Here is a 21,722-nt window from a genome sequence, read left to right on the forward strand (position 1 = left end):
ATTCCATCTGGTTAAACGCGAATCCACATAAGCTCACTGATGCCCAAACAATAAGGACCCTGCGATGCCGCACGTTGATATTAAATGTTTTCCCCGCGATCTGAACGATGACCAAAAAGCCGCACTGGCTGCTGATATTACCGAGGTGATCATCCGTCATCTGCAAAGCAAAGACAGCTCCGTCAGCGTGGCGCTAAATGAAATTCAACCGGATGCGTGGCAGGCGGTGTGGGATGCGGAGATCGCGCCTCAGATGGCAACGCTGATTAAAAAACCGGGTTACAGTATGTGATGTCTTGATGGCAGCCTTACGCTGCCATCTGTAGATGTTCGTTATTTGCCTGCGGTGATCATTTTGCCGCTGGTGACAAAGGTACCCGCACCGAGATGATGCAGGGTATTGAGTTTATCCTCATCAAACTGCCAGCGACCGTCGATGAATACGCGGTCATCTGCGGCAGCAGAAACCACTTCGCCAAACAGAGTGTCGTACTTCTCCTGTGCGGGTGTGGCTGGCAGCAGGCGGCACTCCATCCACGCCAGGCATTTTGCCTCCACCACCGGTAATCCCAGCACCGGACCTTGCACCACCGGGATGCCATAACAGTTGAATTTGTCTTCCACCCGACCGGAAACACTGCCGACGGCATAGGTCCAGTTGGTTGCGGCGACACCCGGGATGACAATGCCAAACATGCCGCTGCGCTCAATCAGTTCTCGCGACCAGGTGGTCTTATCCACCACCACCGCAATGCGCGGCGGTTCAAACTCAACCGGCATTGACCACGCTGCCGCCATCACATTACGCCTCTGTGTATGAACGTCGCGGCTGGTAATCAAAATGGTGGGACCATGATTAAGTAACCGACTGGCGTGTTTTAATTCAACCGAACGAAAATGACTCATAGCGGCTCCTCGGCAGAGTAAAGAGTGCATCACAATTAACATAGATATTAACGGGATTAGCGATTTTGTCGCCTGAGCAGGACGTACAGCGCACAAAATCGACGGTGTAAAATGAAAAATGCGTTATAAGTACAGCATTCAACAAACAGGAATGCCGTATGACGCCTTTTTTAAACGCCTATTTTTCCCGTATTGGCTGGACGGATACGCCCAGCGTCGATCCTGAAACCCTGAAAGCGCTGCATTTGCTGCATAACTGCGCGATTCCGTTTGAAAATCTGGATGTGCTGCTGCCGCGCGAAATGCAGCTCGACGACCTGTCGCTGGAAGATAAACTCGTTACTGCCCGTCGTGGTGGTTATTGCTTTGAACAAAATGGGGTCTTTGAGCGTGCGCTTCGGGAGATAGGGTTTACCGTGCGCAGTCTGTTGGGGCGCGTGGTGCTGGCGAATCCATCAAGCCTGCCGCCGCGGACGCATCGTCTGTTACTGGTTGAGTTACAAGGGAAGCAGTGGATCGCTGACGTCGGATTCGGCGGACAAACACTGACAGCACCCATTCTGTTACAGGCAGACATTGAGCAGCACACCCCGCACGGAGAATACCGGCTGATTCAGGAGGGCGATGACTGGATATTGCAGTTCCGCCACCATGAGCACTGGCAATCGATGTACCGTTTTGACCTGGTGGTGCAACATCAAAGCGACTATCTGATAGGCAACTTTTGGTCAGCGCACTGGCCGCAGTCGCATTTTCGCCACCATTTGTTGATGTGTCGTCATCTGCCGGACGGCGGAAAACTGACGCTGACCAACTTCCATTTTACCCATTACCAGGACGGCCGTGCCGTAGAGCAGATGAATTTACCCGACGTCGCGAGCCTGTATGCACTGCTGCAGACACGATTCGGTTTGGGTGTTGACGATGCGAAACACGGTTTTACGCTAACAGAACTGGCCACGGTGATGGCGGCATTTGATACCCACCCGGAAGCGGGTAAGTAAACGGATTACCGGATGAGGCGTTTCCTCATCCGGTAGCGGCTCTTACAGGTTAATCGCCCATTCGGCGTGAAACAGGATCACCGCGGACCCGGAGATGGTCACTTTTTCCGGCTGATTATTGCGGACAGTGACGGCGACATCGACAACGCCATCGCGTCCCAGCGCACGCCCTTGATGCCCCTGAACACGCAACATGTTTCCGTCATGCGCCATCAGGTTATGGTGTACCAGCCATGCGCCCATCGGACCATTGGCATTGCCTGTAACCGGATCTTCCACAATACCGATAGCAGGCGAAAACATACGTCCATCCGTTTCGTTTTTTCCCGGTCGGATCTGAAACGGGAAAAAACCGTTACAACCGATTTTCTGGCTCAATGCGGTCAACGCCGGGAGATTCGGGGAAAGGGCATCGATATCGACACCGGGCTTGAGCGGGATCATGACTTTTGAATGCCCCGTAGAGGCCACCTGAATCGGTAATCCCGGTAGCATATCGTCTTCGGTGAGGTGCAGGGCGGCGATAATCGCGGCTCGGATCTCACCGTCAAGCGGCGGTTCGAACTCGGGTGTACCTTGCTCCAGGCTGATACGGTAATCGTCTTGTTCCGCGTGAATCTCAACCCGGTGACGTCCTGCCAGGGAGGTCTGCCAGACGGTACAATCACCCAGCCCAAGTGCTTTCGCCCGAACATAATGCGCGGCCACCGTGGCATGCCCACAGATCGGCACTTCAACCGTTGGCGTGAAATAGCGAATACGCACATCGCTGTCATCACTGGTCAGTAAAAAGGCGGTTTCTGAATGGCGAAGCTCACGGGCAATCAGTTGCATCTGTGCTTCACTCAGGCCATCAGCATGCAATACAACCCCCGCCGAATTGCCGCGAAAAGGTTCAGAGGTAAAAGCATCGACGTGATAAATCTGTGGTTTCATTGGCATTCTCCCTGAGATGGAGAAGCATCATAGCGCATAAAAACCAGGCCCGGATAGCGCAAGCGCTACCGGGCATCAGAGGATATTAGCGGCGGGAACGTACAATCTGGTAGCGGCGAGTGAAATATTCTACCGGTGCGCTCCAGACGTGAACCAGGCGGGTAAACGGGAAGAGCAGGAAGATGGTCATTCCCAGCACCAGGTGCACACGGAAAATCAACGCCACACCGTCAAGATGCGCAGACGCACCGCCCTGGAACGTGACGACTGACTGCGCCCAACCGACCAGCTTCAGCATTTCGCTGCCGTCAGGATGCTGTGCCGAAAACGGTATGGTGGTCAGACCGAGAATGCACTGGATCAGCAGCACGCACAGGATCAGGATGTCCGCCGTGGAGGAGGTCGCGCGAATACGTGAGTTGGTCAGACGACGAACCAGCAGACCGGCACCGCCGACCAACGTCAGTACACCGCAAATACCGCCCGCAATCATCGCCATCTGCTGCTTAACTGCGATCGGTAAAAACCAGGCGTACATCCAGTGCGGGGTCAACATGCCAAACAGATGACCGAAGAAGATCCCCAGAATGCCGATGTGAAACAGGTTCGACCATAACACCATACCGCGTTTGTCCAGCATCTGGCTGGAGGAGGCGCGCCAGGTATACTGTCCGTAGTCATAGCGTAACCAACTCCCGAGGATAAACACCGTGCCGCACAGGTACGGGTAGATGTCGTAAAAGAAGACGTTCAGATACTGAATCATTTCGGGCCTCCCGCGCTGACGTCAACATACTGTGGCGCCACGTCCTGGCTAAAGCGCCGTTGATAGTGTTGTAACGGTGAACTGTCGCAGGCCGTGGCGTTATCCTCGATAAACTTGACCTGTTCCTCTTCCCAGACCGCATCCAGCGCCTGACGGGTATCATCACGGGTCTCTGCGCCTACCTGTTTGGTGACACTGTCACTTGAAAGGGGGCTTTCCGCTAAGATGAGCAGGGCGTCAAACAACTGATACCACGGCGTTTCCCGTTGTTTTAAGCGCCCCCCCAGCAGCGCCAGGATGGGCGCAACGTTCTGCAATCCCACTTTTGCCTCAGCCTGTGGCAGTACGCTCAAATACTCCAGATACAACGGCAGGTGATCGGGCAGTTCCCGGCAGTCCAGTTGCAACCCCACCTTTTCATATTGCGCCAGCAGGTCAACCATCGCCTGACCCCGATCGCGCGACTCTGCGTGAACGTGTTCGAACAGCAACAATGAGGTGGCTCGGCCCCGATCAAACACCTCGCACCATTCGGCCTGTTTATCGAGTAACGGCGCATTGAGCAACGCCGTCGTAAACCCGGTAAGCATCGGTGCATCGCTGGCAACAAGCGCCAGCGCGTCGTCTTTACACTCCCACAGCAGCTCGTCCGGGTACTCCATCAGCAGGCCGATAATCTTCAGGATTTGCATTATTCACCCTCCGCTTTATCGCGTACTTCGGTGATGTCGATGGCGTCAATGCGGCTGCTGTTGAACAGGTTGAATTTGGTGTCGGAACCGTGGCAACCGTCGCCAAAGGTAAAGCCGCAGCCGTTGCGCTCCCCGAAAGCGTCACCCGCCATTTCGCGGTGGCTGGTTGGGATCACGAAGCGGTCTTCATAGTTAGCGATAGCCAGGTAGCGGTACATCTCCTCAACCTGTTCAACGCTTAATCCCACTTCCTCAATCGCGCGCGTATCCGTTACACCCTCTACGGTTTGCGAACGCATGTAATGGCGCATCGCCATCATGCGTTTCAGTGCGCGCAGCACCGGGCCGGTATCTCCGGCGCTGAGCATATTGGCGAGGTACTGCACCGGAATACGCAACGACTCGACGGCAGGCAGAATATTGCCATTGTGTGGCAGACCGCCTGCGTCGGCGACGGACTGAATAGGAGACAACGGCGGTACGTACCAGACCATCGGCAGAGTGCGATACTCGGGGTGCAGGGGCAGAGCCAGCTTCCAGTCCATCGCCATTTTGTAGACCGGGGAACGCTGGGCCGCATCGATGACGTTGTGGGGAATACCCTGTTTTAACGCCTCTTCAATCACCGCCGGATCGTTCGGGTTGAGGAATACATCACACTGGCGCTCGTAGAGATCGGTTTCATGTTCGGTGCTGGCCGCTTCTTCAATACGGTCTGCGTCATACAGCAGGACGCCGAGATAACGAATGCGCCCGACACAGGTTTCAGAACAGACCGTTGGCTGACCGGATTCAATACGTGGGTAGCAGAAAATGCATTTTTCTGACTTGCCGCTCTTCCAGTTGAAGTAGATTTTTTTGTACGGACACCCGCTGATGCACAAGCGCCAGCCACGACATTTATCCTGATCAATCAGGACAATGCCATCCTCTTCACGTTTGTAGATAGCGCCGCTCGGACAGGTCGCCACACAACTGGGATTGAGACAGTGCTCACACAGGCGTGGCAGATACATCATGAAGGTGTTTTCGAACTGACCGTACATCTCCTTTTGCATCTTCTCAAAATTACGGTCGCGGGCGCGTTTTGAAAACTCGCCGCCCAGCAGCTCCTCCCAGTTTGGCCCCCAGATAATCTTGTCCATCCGTTTGCCGTCAATCAACGAGCGTGGGCGGGCGGTAGGCTGGTTTTTACCTTCAGGCGCACTGTGCAGATGCTGATAATCGTAAGTGAACGGCTCGTAGTAATCATCGATTTGCGGGATCACCGGGTTGGCAAAGATTTTGGTGATCACGCCCATTTTGCCGCCCAGGCGGGGTCGTATCTTACCGTTTACGTCGCGAACCCAGCCGCCTTGCCACTCCTCCTGATCTTCCCAGTTTTTTGGATAGCCGATCCCGGGTTTGGTTTCGACGTTGTTAAACCATGCGTATTCCATACCTTCGCGCCCGGTCCAGACGTTTTTACAGGTGACGGAGCAGGTGTGGCAGCCGATACACTTATCCAGATTAAGAACCATGCCGACCTGTGAGCGTATTTTCATTTTTTCGCCTCCTGTACCTGATCGCGACCTTCATCATCCAGCCAGTTAATGTTTTTCATTTTTCGAATCATGATGAACTCGTCGCGGTTCGAGCCGACCGTGCCGTAATAGTTGAAGCTGTATGCCAGCTGCGCATAGCCGCCAATCATGTGCGTCGGTTTCGGGCACACACGGGTGACAGAGTTATGGATCCCTCCGCGCATTCCGGTGACTTCAGAGCCGGGAATATTCATGATTCGCTCCTGAGCGTGATACATCATGGTCATCCCCGGCGGCACGCGCTGGCTGACTACCGCACGGGCGGTGAGTGCGCCGTTGGCGTTGAAGGCCTCGATCCAGTCGTTATCCTCAATACCCAACTCTTTGGCATCGGTTTCACTGATCCAGACAATCGGACCGCCGCGGGACAACGTCAGCATCAGCAGGTTTTCACTGTAGGTCGAGTGGATGCCCCATTTCTGGTGCGGCGTCAGGAAGTTCAATGCTTTCTCCGGGAAGCCATTGGGCGGAATCTCGCGCATTTCACTCACGCTGCGGGTGTCAATGGGCGGGCGATAAGCCACCAGGCTTTCACCAAAGGCGCGCATCCACGCGTGATCCTGATACAACTGCTGACGACCCGACAACGTGCGCCACGGGATCAGCTCATGCACGTTGGTATACCCGGCGTTATAGGAGACATGTTCGCTCTCCAGACCGGACCATGTTGGGCTGGAGATGATTTTGCGCGGTTGCGCCTGAATATCGCGAAAGCGGATCTTTTCGTCTTCTTTGTTCAGCGCCAGATGGGTGTGATCGCGTCCGGTCATTGCGCCCAGCGCTTCCCAGGCCTTCACCGCCACCTGACCGTTGGTTTCCGGTGCAAGCGCCAGGATGACTTCGGACGCGTCGAGCGCCGTGTCGATCAGCGGTCGGCCTTTTGCCGGACCTTCACGCTTGGTGTAGTTCAGCTTGCCGAGGAAATCGACTTCCGTCTGTGTATTCCAGGCTATGCCTTTCCCGCCATTTCCCAGCTTATCCATCAAAGGCCCCAGCGACGTGAAGCGCTCATAGGTGGCAGGGTAGTCACGTTCTACGACGGCAATGTTGGGCGCTGTTTTACCCGCAATGAGATCGCATTCGCCTTTACGCCAGTCCAGAATATCAAACGGCTGCGCCAGCTCTGCCGGCGAGTCATGTTGTAACGGTTGCAGCACAACGTCGGTTTCTTGTCCCAGATGGCCAACGCACACCTCTGAGAACGCTTTGGCAATCCCTTTATAAATTTCCCAGTCGCTTTTTGATTCCCATGCCGGATCAACCGCCGCTGACAGCGGATGAATAAACGGATGCATATCCGACGTATTCATGTCGTCTTTTTCGTACCAGGTGGCTGTCGGCAGAACGATATCGGAGAACAGGCAGGTACTGGACATACGGAAGTCGAGCGTTACCAGCAGATCGAGCTTGCCTTCAATCGCGGCGGATTGCCATTCGACTTCCTCCGGCTTGATCCCCGCACTGGAACCCAGCGCTTCCCCCTGAATACCGCTTTCGGTACCCAGCAGGTACTTGAGCATATATTCATGCCCTTTACCGGAGGAGCCCAACAGGTTAGAGCGCCAGACGAAGAGGTTACGCGGATGGTTTTTGCCGCTGTCGGGTTGTTCGCAGGCCATGCGGATATCCCCGGACTTCAGCGCCTGGGCGGTGTACTCCGCAGGTGACAATCCCGCCTGTTCAGCCTTCGCTTTCACCGTTAACGGGTTGAGGTTGAGCTGTGGGGCTGACGGTAGCCAGCCCATACGCTCCGCGCGGACGTTGAAGTCAATCAGATGCCCGGTAAATTTCGACGCATCCGCCAGCGGGGAGAGCAGCTCCTGCGCGGTCACTTTTTCATAGCGCCACTGGCTGGAGTGGTTGTAGAAAAAAGAGGTACTGTTCATTTGACGCGGTGGACGGTTCCAGTCCAGCGCAAAGGCCAGCGGGAGCCAGCCGGTTTGCGGGCGCAATTTTTCCTGCCCGACATAGTGTGCCCAACCGCCACCGCTCTGCCCGACACAGCCACAAAATACCAGGATGTTGATCATCCCACGGTAGTTCATGTCCATGTGATACCAGTGGTTGACGCCAGCGCCGAGGATGATCATCGACCGACCGTGGGTTTTGTGGGCGGTATCGGCAAATTCACGGGCGATCTGTTCAATGTGATGTGCAGGCACGCCGGTGATTTGCTCGCCCCAGGCCGGAGTGTAGGCTTTAATCTCGGTGTAGTCGTTGGCTGCCAGCGCATCCTCCAGCCCGCGATCCAGACCGTAATTCGCCAGCACAAGGTCATAAACACTGACCACCGGGCACTCACGTCCATCTGCAAGGGTGAGGCGTTTGACCGGTAAGGTGCGTACCAGTACCGGCTCCTGCTTCACGCTGCGAAAATGCGGGTTTTCGTTACCCCCAAAGTAGGGGAAGGCCACACCGGCGACATCGTCATGCTGACCGAGCAACGACAGTGACAGTTCGGTTTCCGCACCCGCCGCCAGCGGTTCGAGGTTCCACTTGCCTTTCTCACCCCAGCGAAAGCCTATCGAACCGTTCGGCACCACCAAATCACCGGCGGTATTAAAGGCCACGGTTTTCCATTCCGGGTTGTTGCTTTCACCCAGGCTATCTACAAGGTCGGAGGCGCGAAGCATGCGCCCCGGTACATAACTGCCGTCCTCACGGGAATCCAGCAGGACTAGCATCGGCATATCGGTGTAACGGCGGCAGTAATTCAGGAAGTAGTCGCTGGGCTTATCGAGGTGGAACTCTTTGAGGATCACATGCCCCATCGCCATTGCCAGCGCGCTGTCGGTGCCTTGTTTCGGCGCCAGCCACTGGTCGCACAGCTTGGCGACTTCAGAGTAGTCCGGTGTGATAGCAATTGTCTTGGTGCCTTTGTAGCGCACCTCGGTAAAGAAGTGGGCATCCGGTGTACGGGTCTGCGGGACGTTAGAGCCCCAGGCAATGATATAGCTGGAGTTATACCAGTCGGCGGATTCTGGCACATCGGTCTGCTCGCCCCAGGTCATCGGCGAGGCGGGAGGCAAGTCGCAGTACCAGTCATAAAAGCTCAGGCAGGTTCCACCCAGCAACGAGAGATAACGTGTGCCCGCTGCATAGGAAACCATCGACATGGCAGGGATCGGCGAAAATCCCACGACGCGATCCGGGCCATAGGTTTTTACCGTCCAGACGTTGGCAGCGGCAATAAGCGGGTTTAACTCTTTCCAGTTCGAACGGATAAATCCGCCACGCCCGCGTACCTGTTTGTAGCTCTGGCACTTCTGCGGATCGTTCATGATGGATTCCCAGGCCAGTACCGGATCCGGCTGGCGGGAGAGGGCGTCGCGCCACAGTTCAATCAGACGTTTACGTACCAACGGGTATTTCAGGCGATTGGCACTGTAGAGATACCAGGAGTAGCTGGCGCCGCGCGGGCAGCCGCGGGGTTCATGGTTTGGCAGGTCGGGGCGGGTTCGTGGGTAGTCCGTTTGTTGCGTTTCCCAGGTGACCAGACCGTTTTTAACGTAGATTTTCCAGCTGCATGAACCGGTGCAGTTGACGCCGTGGGTCGAGCGCACAATTTTATCAAACTGCCAGCGCTGGCGATAACTGTCTTCCCAGTCCCGGTTGGTGTGCATCACTTGCCCATGACCGTCGGCAAAGGTATCGCCCTTTTGTTTAAAGTAGCGAAAGCGATCCAACAGTTTACTCATGACATGTCTCCTGCTTCGATAATGTGGCCGACGCGAACCAAACTGTCGGCCGGATAGCCGCTAATGCCCTGTCCGGCCGACAAAAACGTCCGATTCTGCGATTGTTATGCTGTTATTTTTTTTGTGATTTGCGGCCATAGACCAGCCAGGTCACCAGCACGCAGACGATGTAAAACACTAAAAATATTTTCATGGCGCCCACCGGAGAGCCGGTCAACGCCAGGGAGGAACCAAACGCTTTCGGGATAAAAAAGCCGCCGACGGCGCCAATAGCGGAGATAAACCCCAGCGCTGCGGCGGTATCCGTCACCGCTTCACGCTGAGCCTGTTCTTCCGTACCGCCGTGCAGTTTCACGCGATAAATCGTGATTTTGCGAAAGATCACGGCAATCATCTGGAAGGTCGAACCGCTGCCGAGACCTGCCGTCAGGAACAGTCCCATAAACACCAGGTAGAAGGCGGTGAAGCTCCCCGAGCCTGAACCTGGCAGGGTGAGGAACAGCAGGGCGCTAAACAACGCCATAAAGATGAAGTTAATCAACGTAACCCGCACACCGCCGAACTTATCTGAGATGAAGCCGCCAGCCGAACGCGCGAGTGCGCCGATAAACGGTCCGAAGAACGCCAGTTGCAGGATATTGACCTCAGGGAACTGCGTTTTTGCCAGCATGGCAAAGCCCGCCGAAAAACCAATAAACGACCCGAAGGTGGCGAGATAGAGCAGGCTTAACAACCACAGGTGAAAACGCTTGAGTACCGGCAATTGAGAGGCGATGGAGGCTTTGGAGCTGGCGATATCGTTCATCCCTACACCCGCGGCCAGCGTTGAGAGCAGCAACAGCGGCACCCAAATCCATGCGGCGTTAGTCAGTGACAGCATCGAGCCGTCAGGTTGCGGTACGCCCTGTACGCCCAGAAAGGTAAATATCGGCAGAAAGATAACCAGCGGTGCAATCAGCTGCATGACGCTGACGCCCAGATTACCCAATCCCCCGTTAACGCCCAGCGCACCGCCTTGCTTCGCTTTCGGGAAGAAAAAACTGATATTGCCCATGCTGGAGGCAAAGTTGGCACCAGCAAATCCACACATCAGCGCAATAACAATAAATACGCCAAACGGAGTAGCGGTATTTTGCACGGCAAAACCGAGCCACAGGCAAGGAATAACAAGAATGACGGTGCTGAAAATCGTCCAACGGCGGCCACCAAATATAGGTACCATAAAGGAGTAGGGGACGCGTAATATTGCGCCAGACAAGGACGGTAATGCGGTTAATAAAAAGAGTTGATCGGTGGTGAAATTAAAACCAATTTTATTTAAATTGACGGCGACAGCGCTAAATAACATCCAGACGCAGAAAGCTAAAAGAAGGCAACTTACTGATATCCAGAGATTTCTCCGCGCTATGTGTTTGCCTTTATTTTCCCAAAAAGCAGGATTTTCGGGTTTCCAGTCAGTCAAAAGATAACGATTATTTTTCTCATTTGATGGCGGCATATTTTCCTCGCATGCACACGTCGTTTAAGAAATAAACGTAGAGAGAGCCGTACTGGCCCTATTTAGAAATTATTGAAAAGTTTTGGGAATAATGATTGAAAGAATAGATAAAAAAGCGCAATAGCGCGGAGCGAAGGGAAAATAACGCGTTGCTTAAGTGTTACTAATTGTAAATATAAAGTGTCTGCTGTTACTGCGCGCAGGGTTTAGCGAAACAACTCCAGCGTGATCATGCGATCCAGATGTCTCGCAAAGGCGGGATCGTCCATCTCTTCAATACCGAGCACATACATTCCGTCAAGACCACAAACCAGACCGATCAAGCGCCAGGCGACGTCTGCGGCGTCAGGCTCTGCTGAAAATTCACCGGCCTGCTGACCGTGTACAATGATAGCCGCTGTCTCTTCATGCCACATTCGCATCGTTAGCAGGTAAGCGCTTTTGATCTCCGGGTCCTTATCCGCCAGGATCTGCGCTTCACGCCAGAGCTTAATATAAGGCTCGAATCCACCTTCCTCGCTACCGAGCATGGAATGCAGTCGCTCGCGAAAGGTTGCGTCCTCGCTGACCAGTTCGGCATCAAGCAGGGTACGAATCAGTCGAACAAAGGCCTGTGATTTAAGTTCGCCGGCGGAGGTAAAATGGTGGTGTAACTGACCGGTCGCCACGTTTGCCTCTGCGGCGATACGTCGTACCGTCATGGCGGTGAATCCCTCTTCAAGCGCCACGCGCATTGCCGCTTGCAGAATCACTTCCCGACGTTCATCCCGATTCAGATAACTCATGTTTGCCCCCGCATATTCACTGTGCTCGCAGTGTAACAAAAAGTTGGACATACGTTCAAATTTCCGTAGGATCGCTAAAGCTGGACATGTGTCCAGTTTCAGTTTTGTCGGGAGTTTTATGTTTCGTCAGTGGTTAACGTTAGTGATTATTGTGCTGGTCTACATCCCTGTTGCGATTGATGCAACGGTGCTGCACGTTGCCGCGCCTACGCTGAGTATGACGCTGGGCGCCAGTGGTAACGAGCTACTGTGGATCATTGATATTTATTCCCTGGTGATGGCCGGTATGGTGTTGCCAATGGGGGCGCTGGGCGATCGCATCGGCTTTAAGCGTCTGCTGCTGTTGGGCGGCGGGTTGTTTGGCCTCGCCTCACTGGCGGCGGCCTTTGCCCCCAGTGCCGGAGGGTTGATTGCCACCCGGGCGGTACTGGCCATCGGTGCCGCGATGATTGTTCCGGCGACGCTGGCGGGGATACGCGCCACCTTTGCCGAGCAACGTCACCGTAATATGGCGCTTGGCGTCTGGGCGGCCGTGGGCTCCGGTGGTGCGGCGTTTGGACCGCTGGTCGGCGGAATGTTGCTGGAGCACTTCTACTGGGGCTCGGTATTCTTAATTAATGTGCCGATTGTCCTGGTCGTGATGGCGCTGACCGCGCGTTATGTCCCGCGACAGGCAGGGCGTCGTGACCAATCGTTAAATTTCGGCCACGCGATCATGTTGATTATCGCCATTTTGTTGCTGGTCTATAGTGCGAAAACCGCCTTGAAAGGGCATGTGGCGACCGGCGCCATTGCATTGACGCTGCTGGCTGGCGCGCTGCTATTGGGTCAGTTCGTGCGTATCCAGCTTGCAGCCTCACGTCCTATGATCGACATGCGGCTGTTTGCGCATCGCATTATTCTCAGTGGTGTCGTGATGGCCATGACCGCCATGATAACCCTGGTAGGTTTTGAGTTGCTGATGGCGCAGGAGTTACAGTTTGTTCACGGTTTAACGCCCTATCAGGCAGGGCTGTTTATGTTGCCGGTGATGCTGGCGAGCGGATTCAGCGGCCCGATTGCCGGGATGCTGGTGTCCCGTCTGGGGTTGCGCTGCGTGGCCACGGCGGGAATGGCGCTGAGTGCTATCAGCTTTTATGGTCTGGCAATGACAGATTTCAGTACTCAGCAGATCCAGGCCTGGATATTAATGGCGCTGTTGGGATTCAGTGCCGCCAGTGCGCTTTTAGCCTCTACCGCTGCCATTATGGCGGCAGCGCCAGCAGAAAAAGCAGCGGCAGCCGGAGCCATCGAAACGATGGCGTACGAACTGGGCGCCGGACTGGGGATAGCCATTTTTGGCTTGCTGTTAAGCCGGAGCTTTTCCGCATCGATTCTGCTGCCTGCAGGGCTTAACCCACAGGAGCAGGTACGGGCCTCATCGTCAATGGGGGAGGCCGTACAACTGGCGCATTCACTTCCCGCCACGCACAGTGAGGCATTGCTGGAGGCCGCCAGGGACGCGTTTACCTGGTCGCATAGCGTGGCGTTAAGCAGCGCTGGCAGTATGCTTATCCTGTTAGCGATAGGGATGTGGTTCAGTCTGGCGAAGGTGAAGAGCCAGTAGCTAGTGGGCTAAATGACAGGGGTAATCCATCGCCTCGACTTCTTTTCCGCTCAGGCGAGCGTATTGCCCCGTTAGCCTCCAGAACGCAGGCTGAGTTTCGGTATAGATCTCGGCCGCTAAAATCAGGCGGCGACGGTCTACTTCATTCAGTTCCAGTAACGTCCACGGAATAAAGTAACGTTCGCTGTCGGTCAGCGTGAACCACAACGGGCATCCGCAACCGGAACAGAAAAAACGTTCTCCACGCGTTGAAGAAGGGAAGTGCGAAGGTTCGATGGAATCTGGCGACAACTGCGGATGACCGTTAGCTTCCAGATACATGGCAATACCACCTGACCACTTTTGACACAACGTACAGTGACAGGCATAGACATCAAGCATTTCGACGTTTACGGTAAAATGACTCTGTCCGCAAAGACAACGACCTGTGAACGTCTGCACGGCATACTCCTTATGACCGAGTCTACTTCAAGTGAAAAAGCCAGCCCGGAATGGACTGGCTTTGCATTCAGGTTACAACAAATTAGAACTGGTAGTTCAGACCAACAGCAACGACGTTGTCAGTTGAAACTTTCGCAGCAGTGGTGAAGTTGTTGTCGTCCAGCAGGTTGATTTTGTAATCAACGAAGGTAGACATGTTTTTGTTGAAGTAGTAAGTAGCACCCAGGTCTACGTATTCAACCAGATCCTGGTCGCCGTAACCGTTGATGTCTTTACCTTTGGATTTCAGGTAAGCGATGGACGGACGCAGACCGAAGTCGAACTGGTACTGAGCAACAGCTTCAAAGTTCTGTGCTTTATCCGCGATACCAGTAATACCGGAACCACCATAGGTAGTCATGTTACGGGTTTCGGAGTAGGTGGTCGCCAGGTAGATGTTGTTCGCATCATATTTCAGGCCAGCAGCCCACACTTCAGCGTTTTTACCGGAAGCCATGAAAGCGCCGTTACCAACAGCCTGACGGTCAGTACGGTCAGATTTCGCATAGGTCGCACCTACGCCGAAGCCTTCATACTCATAAGTGGTAGACAGACCGAAACCGTCGCCGTTAGCTTCTTTCAGGTTGTCGCGCTCGTTTTTGCCCTGGTACTGAGCAGCAAAGTTCAGACCTTCTACCAGACCGAAGAAGTCGGTGTTACGGTAGGTTGCAACGCCGGTGGTACGGCCGGTCATGAATACGTCAGTCTGGGTCCAGGTATCGCCACCGAACTCAGGCAGAACGTCGGTCCATGCGCCGATGTCGTAAGCTACGCCGTAGTTACGGCCGTAGTCGAAAGAACCGTATTCAGCGAATTTCAGGCCAGCGAATGCCAGACGAGTTTTGTCTGCTTCGGAACCCTGATCTTCAGAACGGTTACCTTTGAATTCATATTCCCATTGACCAAAGCCAACCAGCTGGTCATTGATCTGAGTTTCGCCTTTGAAACCCATACGCGCGTAAGTTTTGTCACCATCGTTGCTATTATCATCAGAGAAATAATGCTGCGCGTGAACTTTACCGTACAGATCCAGTTTGTTGCCGTCTTTGTTATATACCTCAGCTGCGTTTACCGCACCTGCTGCCAACAGGGTAGTCACTGCCACTGCAACTAATTTAAGTTTCATTCTAAATAATCCTTATAATTTCTTTTTGGTGTGTATCCTAAACCATTGCTAAACGAAGGTGTTCGTCAATGGCGAACCATTTTTAAATGACCTTGTGGTATGAGTTCAATAATAAGTTTCATATTATTACGGAATATTTGAATTTGTGTGATCCAGATCCACTTATTACCACAGCTTATATTAATCATAATATGTGACTGATCGGGATGGGTATATTTACGTAGGGGACTATTATGCAGAGTATGGTTTAATTATAGGTAGTTACGGTTGTGTAATATATTCTTCCGGTGGTTTATAGATAAATATGTAATACTTTCGAGCGTAAATTAATAACAATATATTTAACATTTAATTAAACAAAATAAAACATAAAACGCAAGCAAAACGGACAATAATTATCCATCAATAAAACGAAGTGTAGCCAGGTTTTCATTATGCGCATTAAAACCCGGCATTTTTTCAGGCACGACGTGTCGCCAGCCAGCACAGCAACGAGCCGGCACAGACCATCAGCGCGCCTTGCCAGAACGAAAACGAGAGCGGGGCGCTCAGCAACACGGCAGCCAGTGCGGAGGATAAAACCGGCGTGAAATAAGAGCCAACGGCCATCACCGTGACGTTACCGTGCAGAATACCGATATTCCATGCCGCATAGGCAAATCCTAAGGTCAATGCTGCGGTAAACATCTTAATGACCACTGGTGTGCTGAAAATCATATCAGGCTGTGGCGTCAGGAAATAGTAAATCCACAAGCTTAGAGCGGTCAGTAAAACGAACACGGTGATACCGTTGAAGCCTTTTGCATATTTATTGGTCACCGTACAATATGTTGCCCAGATAAAAGCACCCAAAAAAGCCAGAAAATAACTGAGCGGACTACTGGCAACATTGCTGATAATTTCACCAAGATTCAGTCCATTCTCGCCACCTAATACCCAGCAGACACCGGTCAACGCGATGATTAAACCGGGGATCACCAACCAGGTCGTTTTTTGGCCATTAAATAATATGGCAAACAATATCGTGAGGCTGGGCCAGAGATAATTGACCATTCCGACTTCAATTGCCTGATGCCGGGTGGCGGCATATCCTAATGCCAGCGCTAAACATATTTCATAGCTGACAAAGAGCACACTGCCGGCGATTAAATAGCGAACCGGAAATTTTCTTATATCAGGAAAACCCACGGTGAAAATAAGTAGCAGGCCGCTTAATGAGAAAATCATCGCCGCGCCACCTGCTGGCCCCAGTCCCTCACTGACACCACGCATCAGTCCCACCATGGTGCTCCAGAGCACGATGGCCATGAGTCCGATTAACGTTGCTTTTTGTTTTGTCATGCTGTTTGTCTGTCAAAAAATGAAGCTGAAATTTATAGCACTTTTCCTCAACGATGCGCTAACTAATTCCCTTTTGCGTAACCCCTTGTAGGTATGAAGGTTAAACAAACTGCACTATTTAGTAGCGGAACCGTTTCGTTATTGATTTGACGCAAAAAATTTATGGATATAGCTGTTAGTTTCGTCGCGAAGTTGTACATGTCATCTTTCAGACTGCCGCGCTGGCGCAATTTGAGAGATTTCTTGTACGCATCCCTGCAAAAAAGAGGAAAGCAATGGACGTCAGCCGCAGACAATTTTTTAAAATCTGCGCGGGCGGTATGGCGGGAACAACAGTCGCTGCGCTGGGTTTTGCACCCAAAATGGCACTGGCTCAGGCGCGAAACTATAAACTGTTACGCGCGAAAGAGATCCGAAACACCTGCACATACTGTTCCGTAGGTTGCGGGCTATTAATGTATAGCCTGGGTGATGGAGCAAAAAACGCCAAAGAAGCGATTTACCATATTGAAGGGGATCCGGATCATCCGGTAAGCCGTGGGGCATTATGCCCGAAAGGCGCAGGACTCCTGGATTACGTGCACAGTGAAAACCGTCTGCGTTACCCTGAATACCGTGCGCCAGGTTCTGACAAGTGGCAGCGCATTAGCTGGGATGAAGCATTCACCCGCATTGCCAAACTGATGAAAACCGACCGTGATGCCAACTTTGTCGAAAAGAATGAACAGGGCGTCACGGTAAACCGCTGGCTTTCAACCGGGATGCTGTGTGCATCTGCGGCAAGTAATGAAACCGGCATGCTGACGCAAAAATTTGTGCGCTCACTCGGCATGCTGGCAGTAGACAACCAGGCGCGCGTCTGACACGGACCAACGGTAGCAAGTCTTGCTCCAACATTTGGTCGCGGTGCGATGACCAACCACTGGGTTGATATTAAAAACGCTAACGTCGTGATGGTGATGGGCGGTAACGCCGCTGAAGCCCATCCGGTGGGTTTCCGCTGGGCGATGGAAGCGAAAAACAACAATGACGCCACGCTGATTGTTGTTGACCCTCGTTTTACACGTACAGCCTCTGTCGCGGATATTTACGCGCCGATTCGTTCCGGTACGGACATTACGTTCCTTTCTGGTGTGTTGCTGTACCTGATTGAAAACAACAAAATCAACGCTGAATATGTGAAGCATTACACCAACGCCAGCCTGCTGGTGCGGGATGATTTTGCTTTTGAAGACGGTTTGTTCAGCGGTTATGACCCGAAAAAACGCCAGTACGATAAGTCGTCCTGGAACTACCAGTTCGACGAAAATGGCTACGCGAAGCGTGATGAGACCTTAAGCCATCCTCGCTGCGTCTGGAATCTGCTGAAACAGCACGTTTCCCGTTATACGCCGGACGTGGTGGAAAACATCTGCGGTACGCCGAAAGCCGACTTCCTGAAAGTCTGTGAAGTGCTGGCCTCCACCAGCGCAGCCGATCGCACGACCACCTTCCTGTACGCACTGGGCTGGACGCAACACACCGTTGGGGCGCAGAACATCCGCACCATGGCGATGATCCAGCTGCTGCTCGGTAACATGGGGATGGCTGGCGGCGGTGTTAACGCCTTACGTGGTCACTCCAATATTCAGGGTTTAACCGACTTAGGTCTTCTCTCAACCAGTCTGCCAGGATACCTGACGCTGCCGTCAGAGAAACAGGCCGATCTGCAAACCTATTTAACGGCCAATACGCCGAAAGCAACGCTGGCCGACCAGGTTAACTATTGGGGCAACTATCCGAAGTTCTTCGTCAGTCTGATGAAATCTTTCTACGGCAATGCGGCGCAGAAAGAGAATGACTGGGGCTTTGAGTGGCTGCCGAAGTGGGATCAGTCCTACGACGTCATCAAATACTTCAACATGATGGATAGCGGGAAAGTCACCGGCTACATCTGTCAGGGCTTTAACCCGGTTGCGTCCTTCCCGGACAAAAACAAAGTGGTTCAGTCACTGAGCAAACTGAAGTATCTGGTGATTATCGATCCGCTGGTCACTGAAACTTCTACCTTCTGGCAAAACCACGGCGATGCTAACGATGTTGATCCAGCGTCGATCCAGACCGAAGTGTTCCGTCTGCCTTCAACCTGCTTTGCAGAAGAAGACGGCTCAATTGCCAACTCCGGTCGCTGGCTGCAATGGCACTGGAAAGGTCAGGATGCACCGGGCGAGGCCCGTAATGACGGCGAAATTCTGGCCGGTATTTACCATCGTCTGCGCAACCTGTATCGCACAGAAGGCGGTAAAGGCGTCGAGCCGCTGCTGAATATGAGCTGGAGCTATAAGCAACCGGACGAACCGCATTCAGAAGAGGTGGCGAAAGAGAACAACGGCTATGCGCTGGACGATCTCTATGATGCCAATGGTGTGCTGATTGCGAAAAAAGGTCAATTGCTGAGCAGCTTTGCGCAGTTGCGTGATGACGGTACCACCGCATCGTCCTGCTGGATCTATACCGGTAGCTGGACCGAGCAGGGCAACCAGATGGCGAACCGCGATAACGCTGACCCGTCAGGGCTGGGCAACACGTTAGGTTGGGCCTGGGCATGGCCGTTGAACCGCCGCGTTCTGTATAACCGCGCCTCGGCAGATCCACAGGGTAAACCGTGGGATCCGAAACGCATGTTGATCCAGTGGAACGGGACGAAGTGGACGGGTAACGATATCCCAGACTTCAACAACGCCGCACCGGGCAGCGGTACCAATCCGTTTATCATGCAGCCGGAAGGGCTGGGTCGTCTGTTCGCCATCGATAAGCTGGCTGAAGGGCCGTTCCCGGAACATTACGAGCCGATGGAAACACCGCTGGGCACAAACCCGCTGCATCCGAAGGTGATCTCCAACCCGGCGGCGCGTCTGTATGAAGCCGATGCGTTGCGTATGGGGAACAAGCAGGACTTCCCGTACGTGGGTACAACCTATCGTCTGACGGAACATTTCCACACCTGGACCAAGCACGCCTTGCTGAATGCGATTGCTCAACCAGAGCAGTTTGTGGAGATCAGCGAAACGCTGGCGGCAGCAAAAGGTATCGCTAACGGCGATTACGTGAAAGTCAGCAGCAAGCGTGGATTTATCCGTGCTGTGGCCGTGGTGACGCGTCGTCTGCGTACCCTGCAGGTTAACGGTCAGCAGATCGAAACGGTGGGGATCCCAATTCACTGGGGCTTTGAAGGAGTCGCGCGTAAAGGCTTTATCGCCAACACCCTGACGCCAAATGTCGGTGATGCAAACTCGCAAACGCCGGAATACAAAGCGTTTTTAGTTAACATCGAGAAGGCGTAAGGGAGGCGAACATATGTCTATGGAAACGCAGGACATTATCAAACGGTCCGCAACAAACTCCATCACGCCGCCGCCTCAGGCACGTGATTACAAAGCCGAAGTCGCGAAACTGATCGACGTGTCCTCCTGTGTGGGCTGTAAAGCCTGCCAGGTGGCATGTTCAGAGTGGAACGATATCCGTGATGAAGTCGGTCATTGCGTCGGGGTGTATGACAACCCCGCCGATCTGAGCGCCAAATCCTGGACGGTGATGCGTTTTACCGAAACCGAGCAGAACGGCAAACTGGAATGGCTGATTCGTAAAGACGGCTGTATGCACTGTGAAGATCCGGGCTGCCTGAAGGCATGCCCGTCTGCCGGGGCTATCATCCAGTACGCCAACGGGATTGTCGATTTCCAGTCAGAGCATTGCATTGGCTGCGGGTACTGTATCGCCGGGTGTCCATTTAATATTCCGCGCCTCAATAAAGAGGATAACCGCGTCTATAAATGTACGTTGTGTGTGGATCGCGTCAGCGTCGGGCAGGAGCCTGCCTGCGTGAAAACCTGTCCAACCGGGGCAATACATTTCGGGACCAAGCAAGAGATGCTGGAAATGGGCGAGCAGCGCGTCGAAAAACTGAAAGCGCGCGGTTTCGAACATGCCGGTGTCTACAACCCGCAGGGTGTGGGCGGAACGCACGTGATGTACGTCCTGCATCACGCTAACCAGCCGGAGTTGTACCACGGTTTGCCAAAAGATCCACAGATCGATACCTCTATCAACCTGTGGAAAGGGGCGCTGAAACCGCTGGCGGCAGCCGGATTTATCGCCACCTTCGCCGGACTCATTTTCCACTACATTGGAATTGGCCCGAATAAGGAAGTGGACGACGACGAGGAGGATCATCATGAGTAAGTCGAAAATGATTGTGCGCACGAAGTTTATCGACCGCGCCTGTCACTGGACGGTGGTGATTTGCTTCTTTCTGGTTGCGCTGTCGGGTATTTCGTTTTTCTTCCCGACTTTGCAGTGGTTGACGCAAACCTTCGGTACACCGCAGATGGGGCGTATTCTGCACCCGTTCTTCGGGCTGCTGATCTTCGTCGCGCTGATGTTTATGTTTGTGCGCTTTGTGCACCACAACATCCCGGATAAGAAAGACATTCCGTGGCTGAAAAACATTGTGGAAGTGCTGAAAGGCAACGAACACAAAGTTGCGGACGTGGGCAAGTACAACGCCGGACAGAAAATGATGTTCTGGTCGATCATGAGTATGATTTTTGTGCTGCTGGTCACCGGCGTGATTATCTGGCGTCCGTACTTTGCGCAGTTCTTCCCGATGCAGGTTGTGCGTTACAGTCTGCTAATCCACGCAGCGGCGGGTATCATCCTGATGCATGCCATCCTCATCCATATGTATATGGCGTTTTGGGTGAAAGGATCGATTAAAGGCATGGTCGAAGGGAAGGTGAGTCGTCGTTGGGCGAAGAAACATCACCCTCGCTGGTACCGCGAAGTCGAACGTCTGGAAGCGAAAAAAGAGAGCGAAGAAGGCGTTAAATAACCCCTGATACGTTCTGACAAAATGGCGCTGCATCGGTAGCGCCATTTTTTTGTCTAAAACACCATGCAGATGTCTGCAACGAACGGGTCTGTTATTCCTGAATAACCAGACGGCGAAGCCGCGAAACATCAACTGTTTTCTCTGCTTCTGCCAGACTCCATGTGTTCTGTAGGTTCAGCCACATTTGTGGAGAACTGCCGATCACAACCGACAATTTGATCGCCATTTCCGGGGTTAACGCCGCTTTTCCGGTCAACAATCGACTTGCGGTAGAAGGCGCAATCTCCATTGCTTTGGCAAATTCGCGCAGACTAACGTTTAGCTCATCCAGCGCTTCCTGAATAATATCCCCCGGACGGGGATGATTTGCCATTTTCATCAATGATAGTCCTCATAATCGAGTATATAGGCATCGCGATCACGCCAGTTCC

18 protein-coding genes are annotated in these 21,722 nt (G+C 53.3%); 6 read left to right on the forward strand and 12 right to left on the reverse strand.

Annotated elements, in window-relative coordinates:
- The first annotated feature begins 64 nt into the window (after nt 1–64).
- Entirely contained in the window at nt 65–292 is a 228-nt protein-coding gene (gene pptA / locus N7268_RS21440) for a tautomerase PptA (RefSeq protein ID WP_260864387.1), read from the forward strand.
- 41 nt (nt 293–333) lie between these two features.
- Here pptA and N7268_RS21445 read toward each other — a convergent pair whose 3' ends face one another.
- Entirely contained in the window at nt 334–906 is a 573-nt protein-coding gene (locus N7268_RS21445; protein ID WP_260864388.1) for a flavin reductase family protein, read from the reverse strand.
- Between the two features lie 158 nt (nt 907–1,064).
- Here N7268_RS21445 and nhoA point away from each other — a divergent pair, with 158 nt between their 5' ends.
- Nucleotides 1,065–1,910, forward strand: a complete 846-nt coding sequence (gene nhoA / locus N7268_RS21450) for an N-hydroxyarylamine O-acetyltransferase (protein ID WP_260864389.1) — start codon at nt 1,065–1,067, stop codon at nt 1,908–1,910.
- A 42-nt stretch (nt 1,911–1,952) separates the two neighbouring features.
- Here nhoA and N7268_RS21455 read toward each other — a convergent pair whose 3' ends face one another.
- The 7 genes from N7268_RS21455 to N7268_RS21485 form a co-directional block, all read right to left on the reverse strand.
- Entirely contained in the window at nt 1,953–2,846 is an 894-nt protein-coding gene (locus N7268_RS21455) for a PhzF family isomerase (protein WP_260864390.1), read from the reverse strand.
- An 85-nt stretch (nt 2,847–2,931) separates the two neighbouring features.
- Nucleotides 2,932–3,612, reverse strand: a complete 681-nt coding sequence (gene narI / locus N7268_RS21460; protein WP_198904181.1) for a respiratory nitrate reductase subunit gamma — start codon at nt 3,610–3,612, stop codon at nt 2,932–2,934.
- Entirely contained in the window at nt 3,609–4,304 is a 696-nt protein-coding gene (gene narW, locus N7268_RS21465; RefSeq protein WP_260864391.1) for a nitrate reductase molybdenum cofactor assembly chaperone, read from the reverse strand. Before narW ends, narI begins: the two co-directional genes overlap by 4 nt.
- The gene (gene narH, locus N7268_RS21470) at nt 4,304–5,848 is read right to left on the reverse strand and encodes a nitrate reductase subunit beta (RefSeq protein WP_260864392.1); all 1,545 of its coding nucleotides are present in this window, start codon (nt 5,846–5,848) and stop codon (nt 4,304–4,306) included. Before narH ends, narW begins: the two co-directional genes overlap by 1 nt.
- Nucleotides 5,845–9,585, reverse strand: coding sequence for a nitrate reductase subunit alpha (locus N7268_RS21475; RefSeq protein WP_260864393.1), 3,741 nt, complete (start codon nt 9,583–9,585; stop codon nt 5,845–5,847). The genes narH and N7268_RS21475 overlap by 4 nt, the downstream gene beginning before the upstream one ends.
- 112 nt (nt 9,586–9,697) lie before the next feature.
- Entirely contained in the window at nt 9,698–11,083 is a 1,386-nt protein-coding gene (locus N7268_RS21480) for a NarK family nitrate/nitrite MFS transporter (protein WP_260864394.1), read from the reverse strand.
- Between the two features lie 206 nt (nt 11,084–11,289).
- Nucleotides 11,290–11,868, reverse strand: a complete 579-nt coding sequence (locus N7268_RS21485; RefSeq protein ID WP_260864395.1) for a TetR family transcriptional regulator — start codon at nt 11,866–11,868, stop codon at nt 11,290–11,292.
- Between the two features lie 118 nt (nt 11,869–11,986).
- On the opposite strand from N7268_RS21485, the gene N7268_RS21490 reads away from it, so the two are divergent.
- Nucleotides 11,987–13,474, forward strand: a complete 1,488-nt coding sequence (locus N7268_RS21490; protein ID WP_260864396.1) for an MFS transporter — start codon at nt 11,987–11,989, stop codon at nt 13,472–13,474.
- Here N7268_RS21490 and N7268_RS21495 read toward each other — a convergent pair whose 3' ends face one another.
- From N7268_RS21495 to yddG, 3 genes are all read right to left on the reverse strand, one after another.
- A complete protein-coding gene (locus N7268_RS21495) occupies nt 13,475–13,855 on the reverse strand; it encodes a GFA family protein (RefSeq protein ID WP_198905399.1) in 381 nt (126 codons plus the stop codon).
- 142 nt (nt 13,856–13,997) lie between these two features.
- Nucleotides 13,998–15,080: a porin OmpD gene (gene ompD, locus N7268_RS21500; protein WP_260864397.1), complete on the reverse strand. Its 1,083-nt coding sequence runs from the start codon at nt 15,078–15,080 to the stop codon at nt 13,998–14,000.
- Between the two features lie 459 nt (nt 15,081–15,539).
- Nucleotides 15,540–16,421, reverse strand: coding sequence for an aromatic amino acid efflux DMT transporter YddG (gene yddG, locus N7268_RS21505; protein WP_260864398.1), 882 nt, complete (start codon nt 16,419–16,421; stop codon nt 15,540–15,542).
- Nucleotides 16,422–16,696: 275 nt separating this feature from the next.
- Here yddG and fdnG point away from each other — a divergent pair, with 275 nt between their 5' ends.
- Genes fdnG through fdnI form a run of 3 tightly spaced genes read left to right on the forward strand, consistent with a single transcriptional unit; the run spans nt 16,697 to nt 21,291 of the window.
- Nucleotides 16,697–19,744, forward strand: coding sequence for a formate dehydrogenase-N subunit alpha (gene fdnG, locus N7268_RS21510; protein WP_260864399.1), 3,048 nt, complete (start codon nt 16,697–16,699; stop codon nt 19,742–19,744).
- Nucleotides 19,745–19,757: 13 nt separating this feature from the next.
- A complete protein-coding gene (gene fdnH / locus N7268_RS21515; RefSeq protein WP_260864400.1) occupies nt 19,758–20,642 on the forward strand; it encodes a formate dehydrogenase N subunit beta in 885 nt (294 codons plus the stop codon).
- Nucleotides 20,635–21,291: a formate dehydrogenase-N subunit gamma gene (fdnI, locus tag N7268_RS21520; protein ID WP_198904192.1), complete on the forward strand. Its 657-nt coding sequence runs from the start codon at nt 20,635–20,637 to the stop codon at nt 21,289–21,291. The genes fdnH and fdnI overlap by 8 nt, the downstream gene beginning before the upstream one ends.
- A gap of 91 nt (nt 21,292–21,382) precedes the next feature.
- On the opposite strand, the gene N7268_RS21525 is transcribed toward fdnI, so the two are convergent.
- Complete coding sequence (locus N7268_RS21525) at nt 21,383–21,670, reverse strand: HigA family addiction module antitoxin (protein WP_260864401.1); 288 nt, start codon at nt 21,668–21,670, stop codon at nt 21,383–21,385.
- Nucleotides 21,671–21,722: the final 52 nt, after the last annotated feature.

The sequence above is a fragment of the Citrobacter sp. Marseille-Q6884 genome (assembly GCF_945906775.1).
Taxonomy (GTDB): Bacteria; Pseudomonadota; Gammaproteobacteria; order Enterobacterales; family Enterobacteriaceae; genus Citrobacter.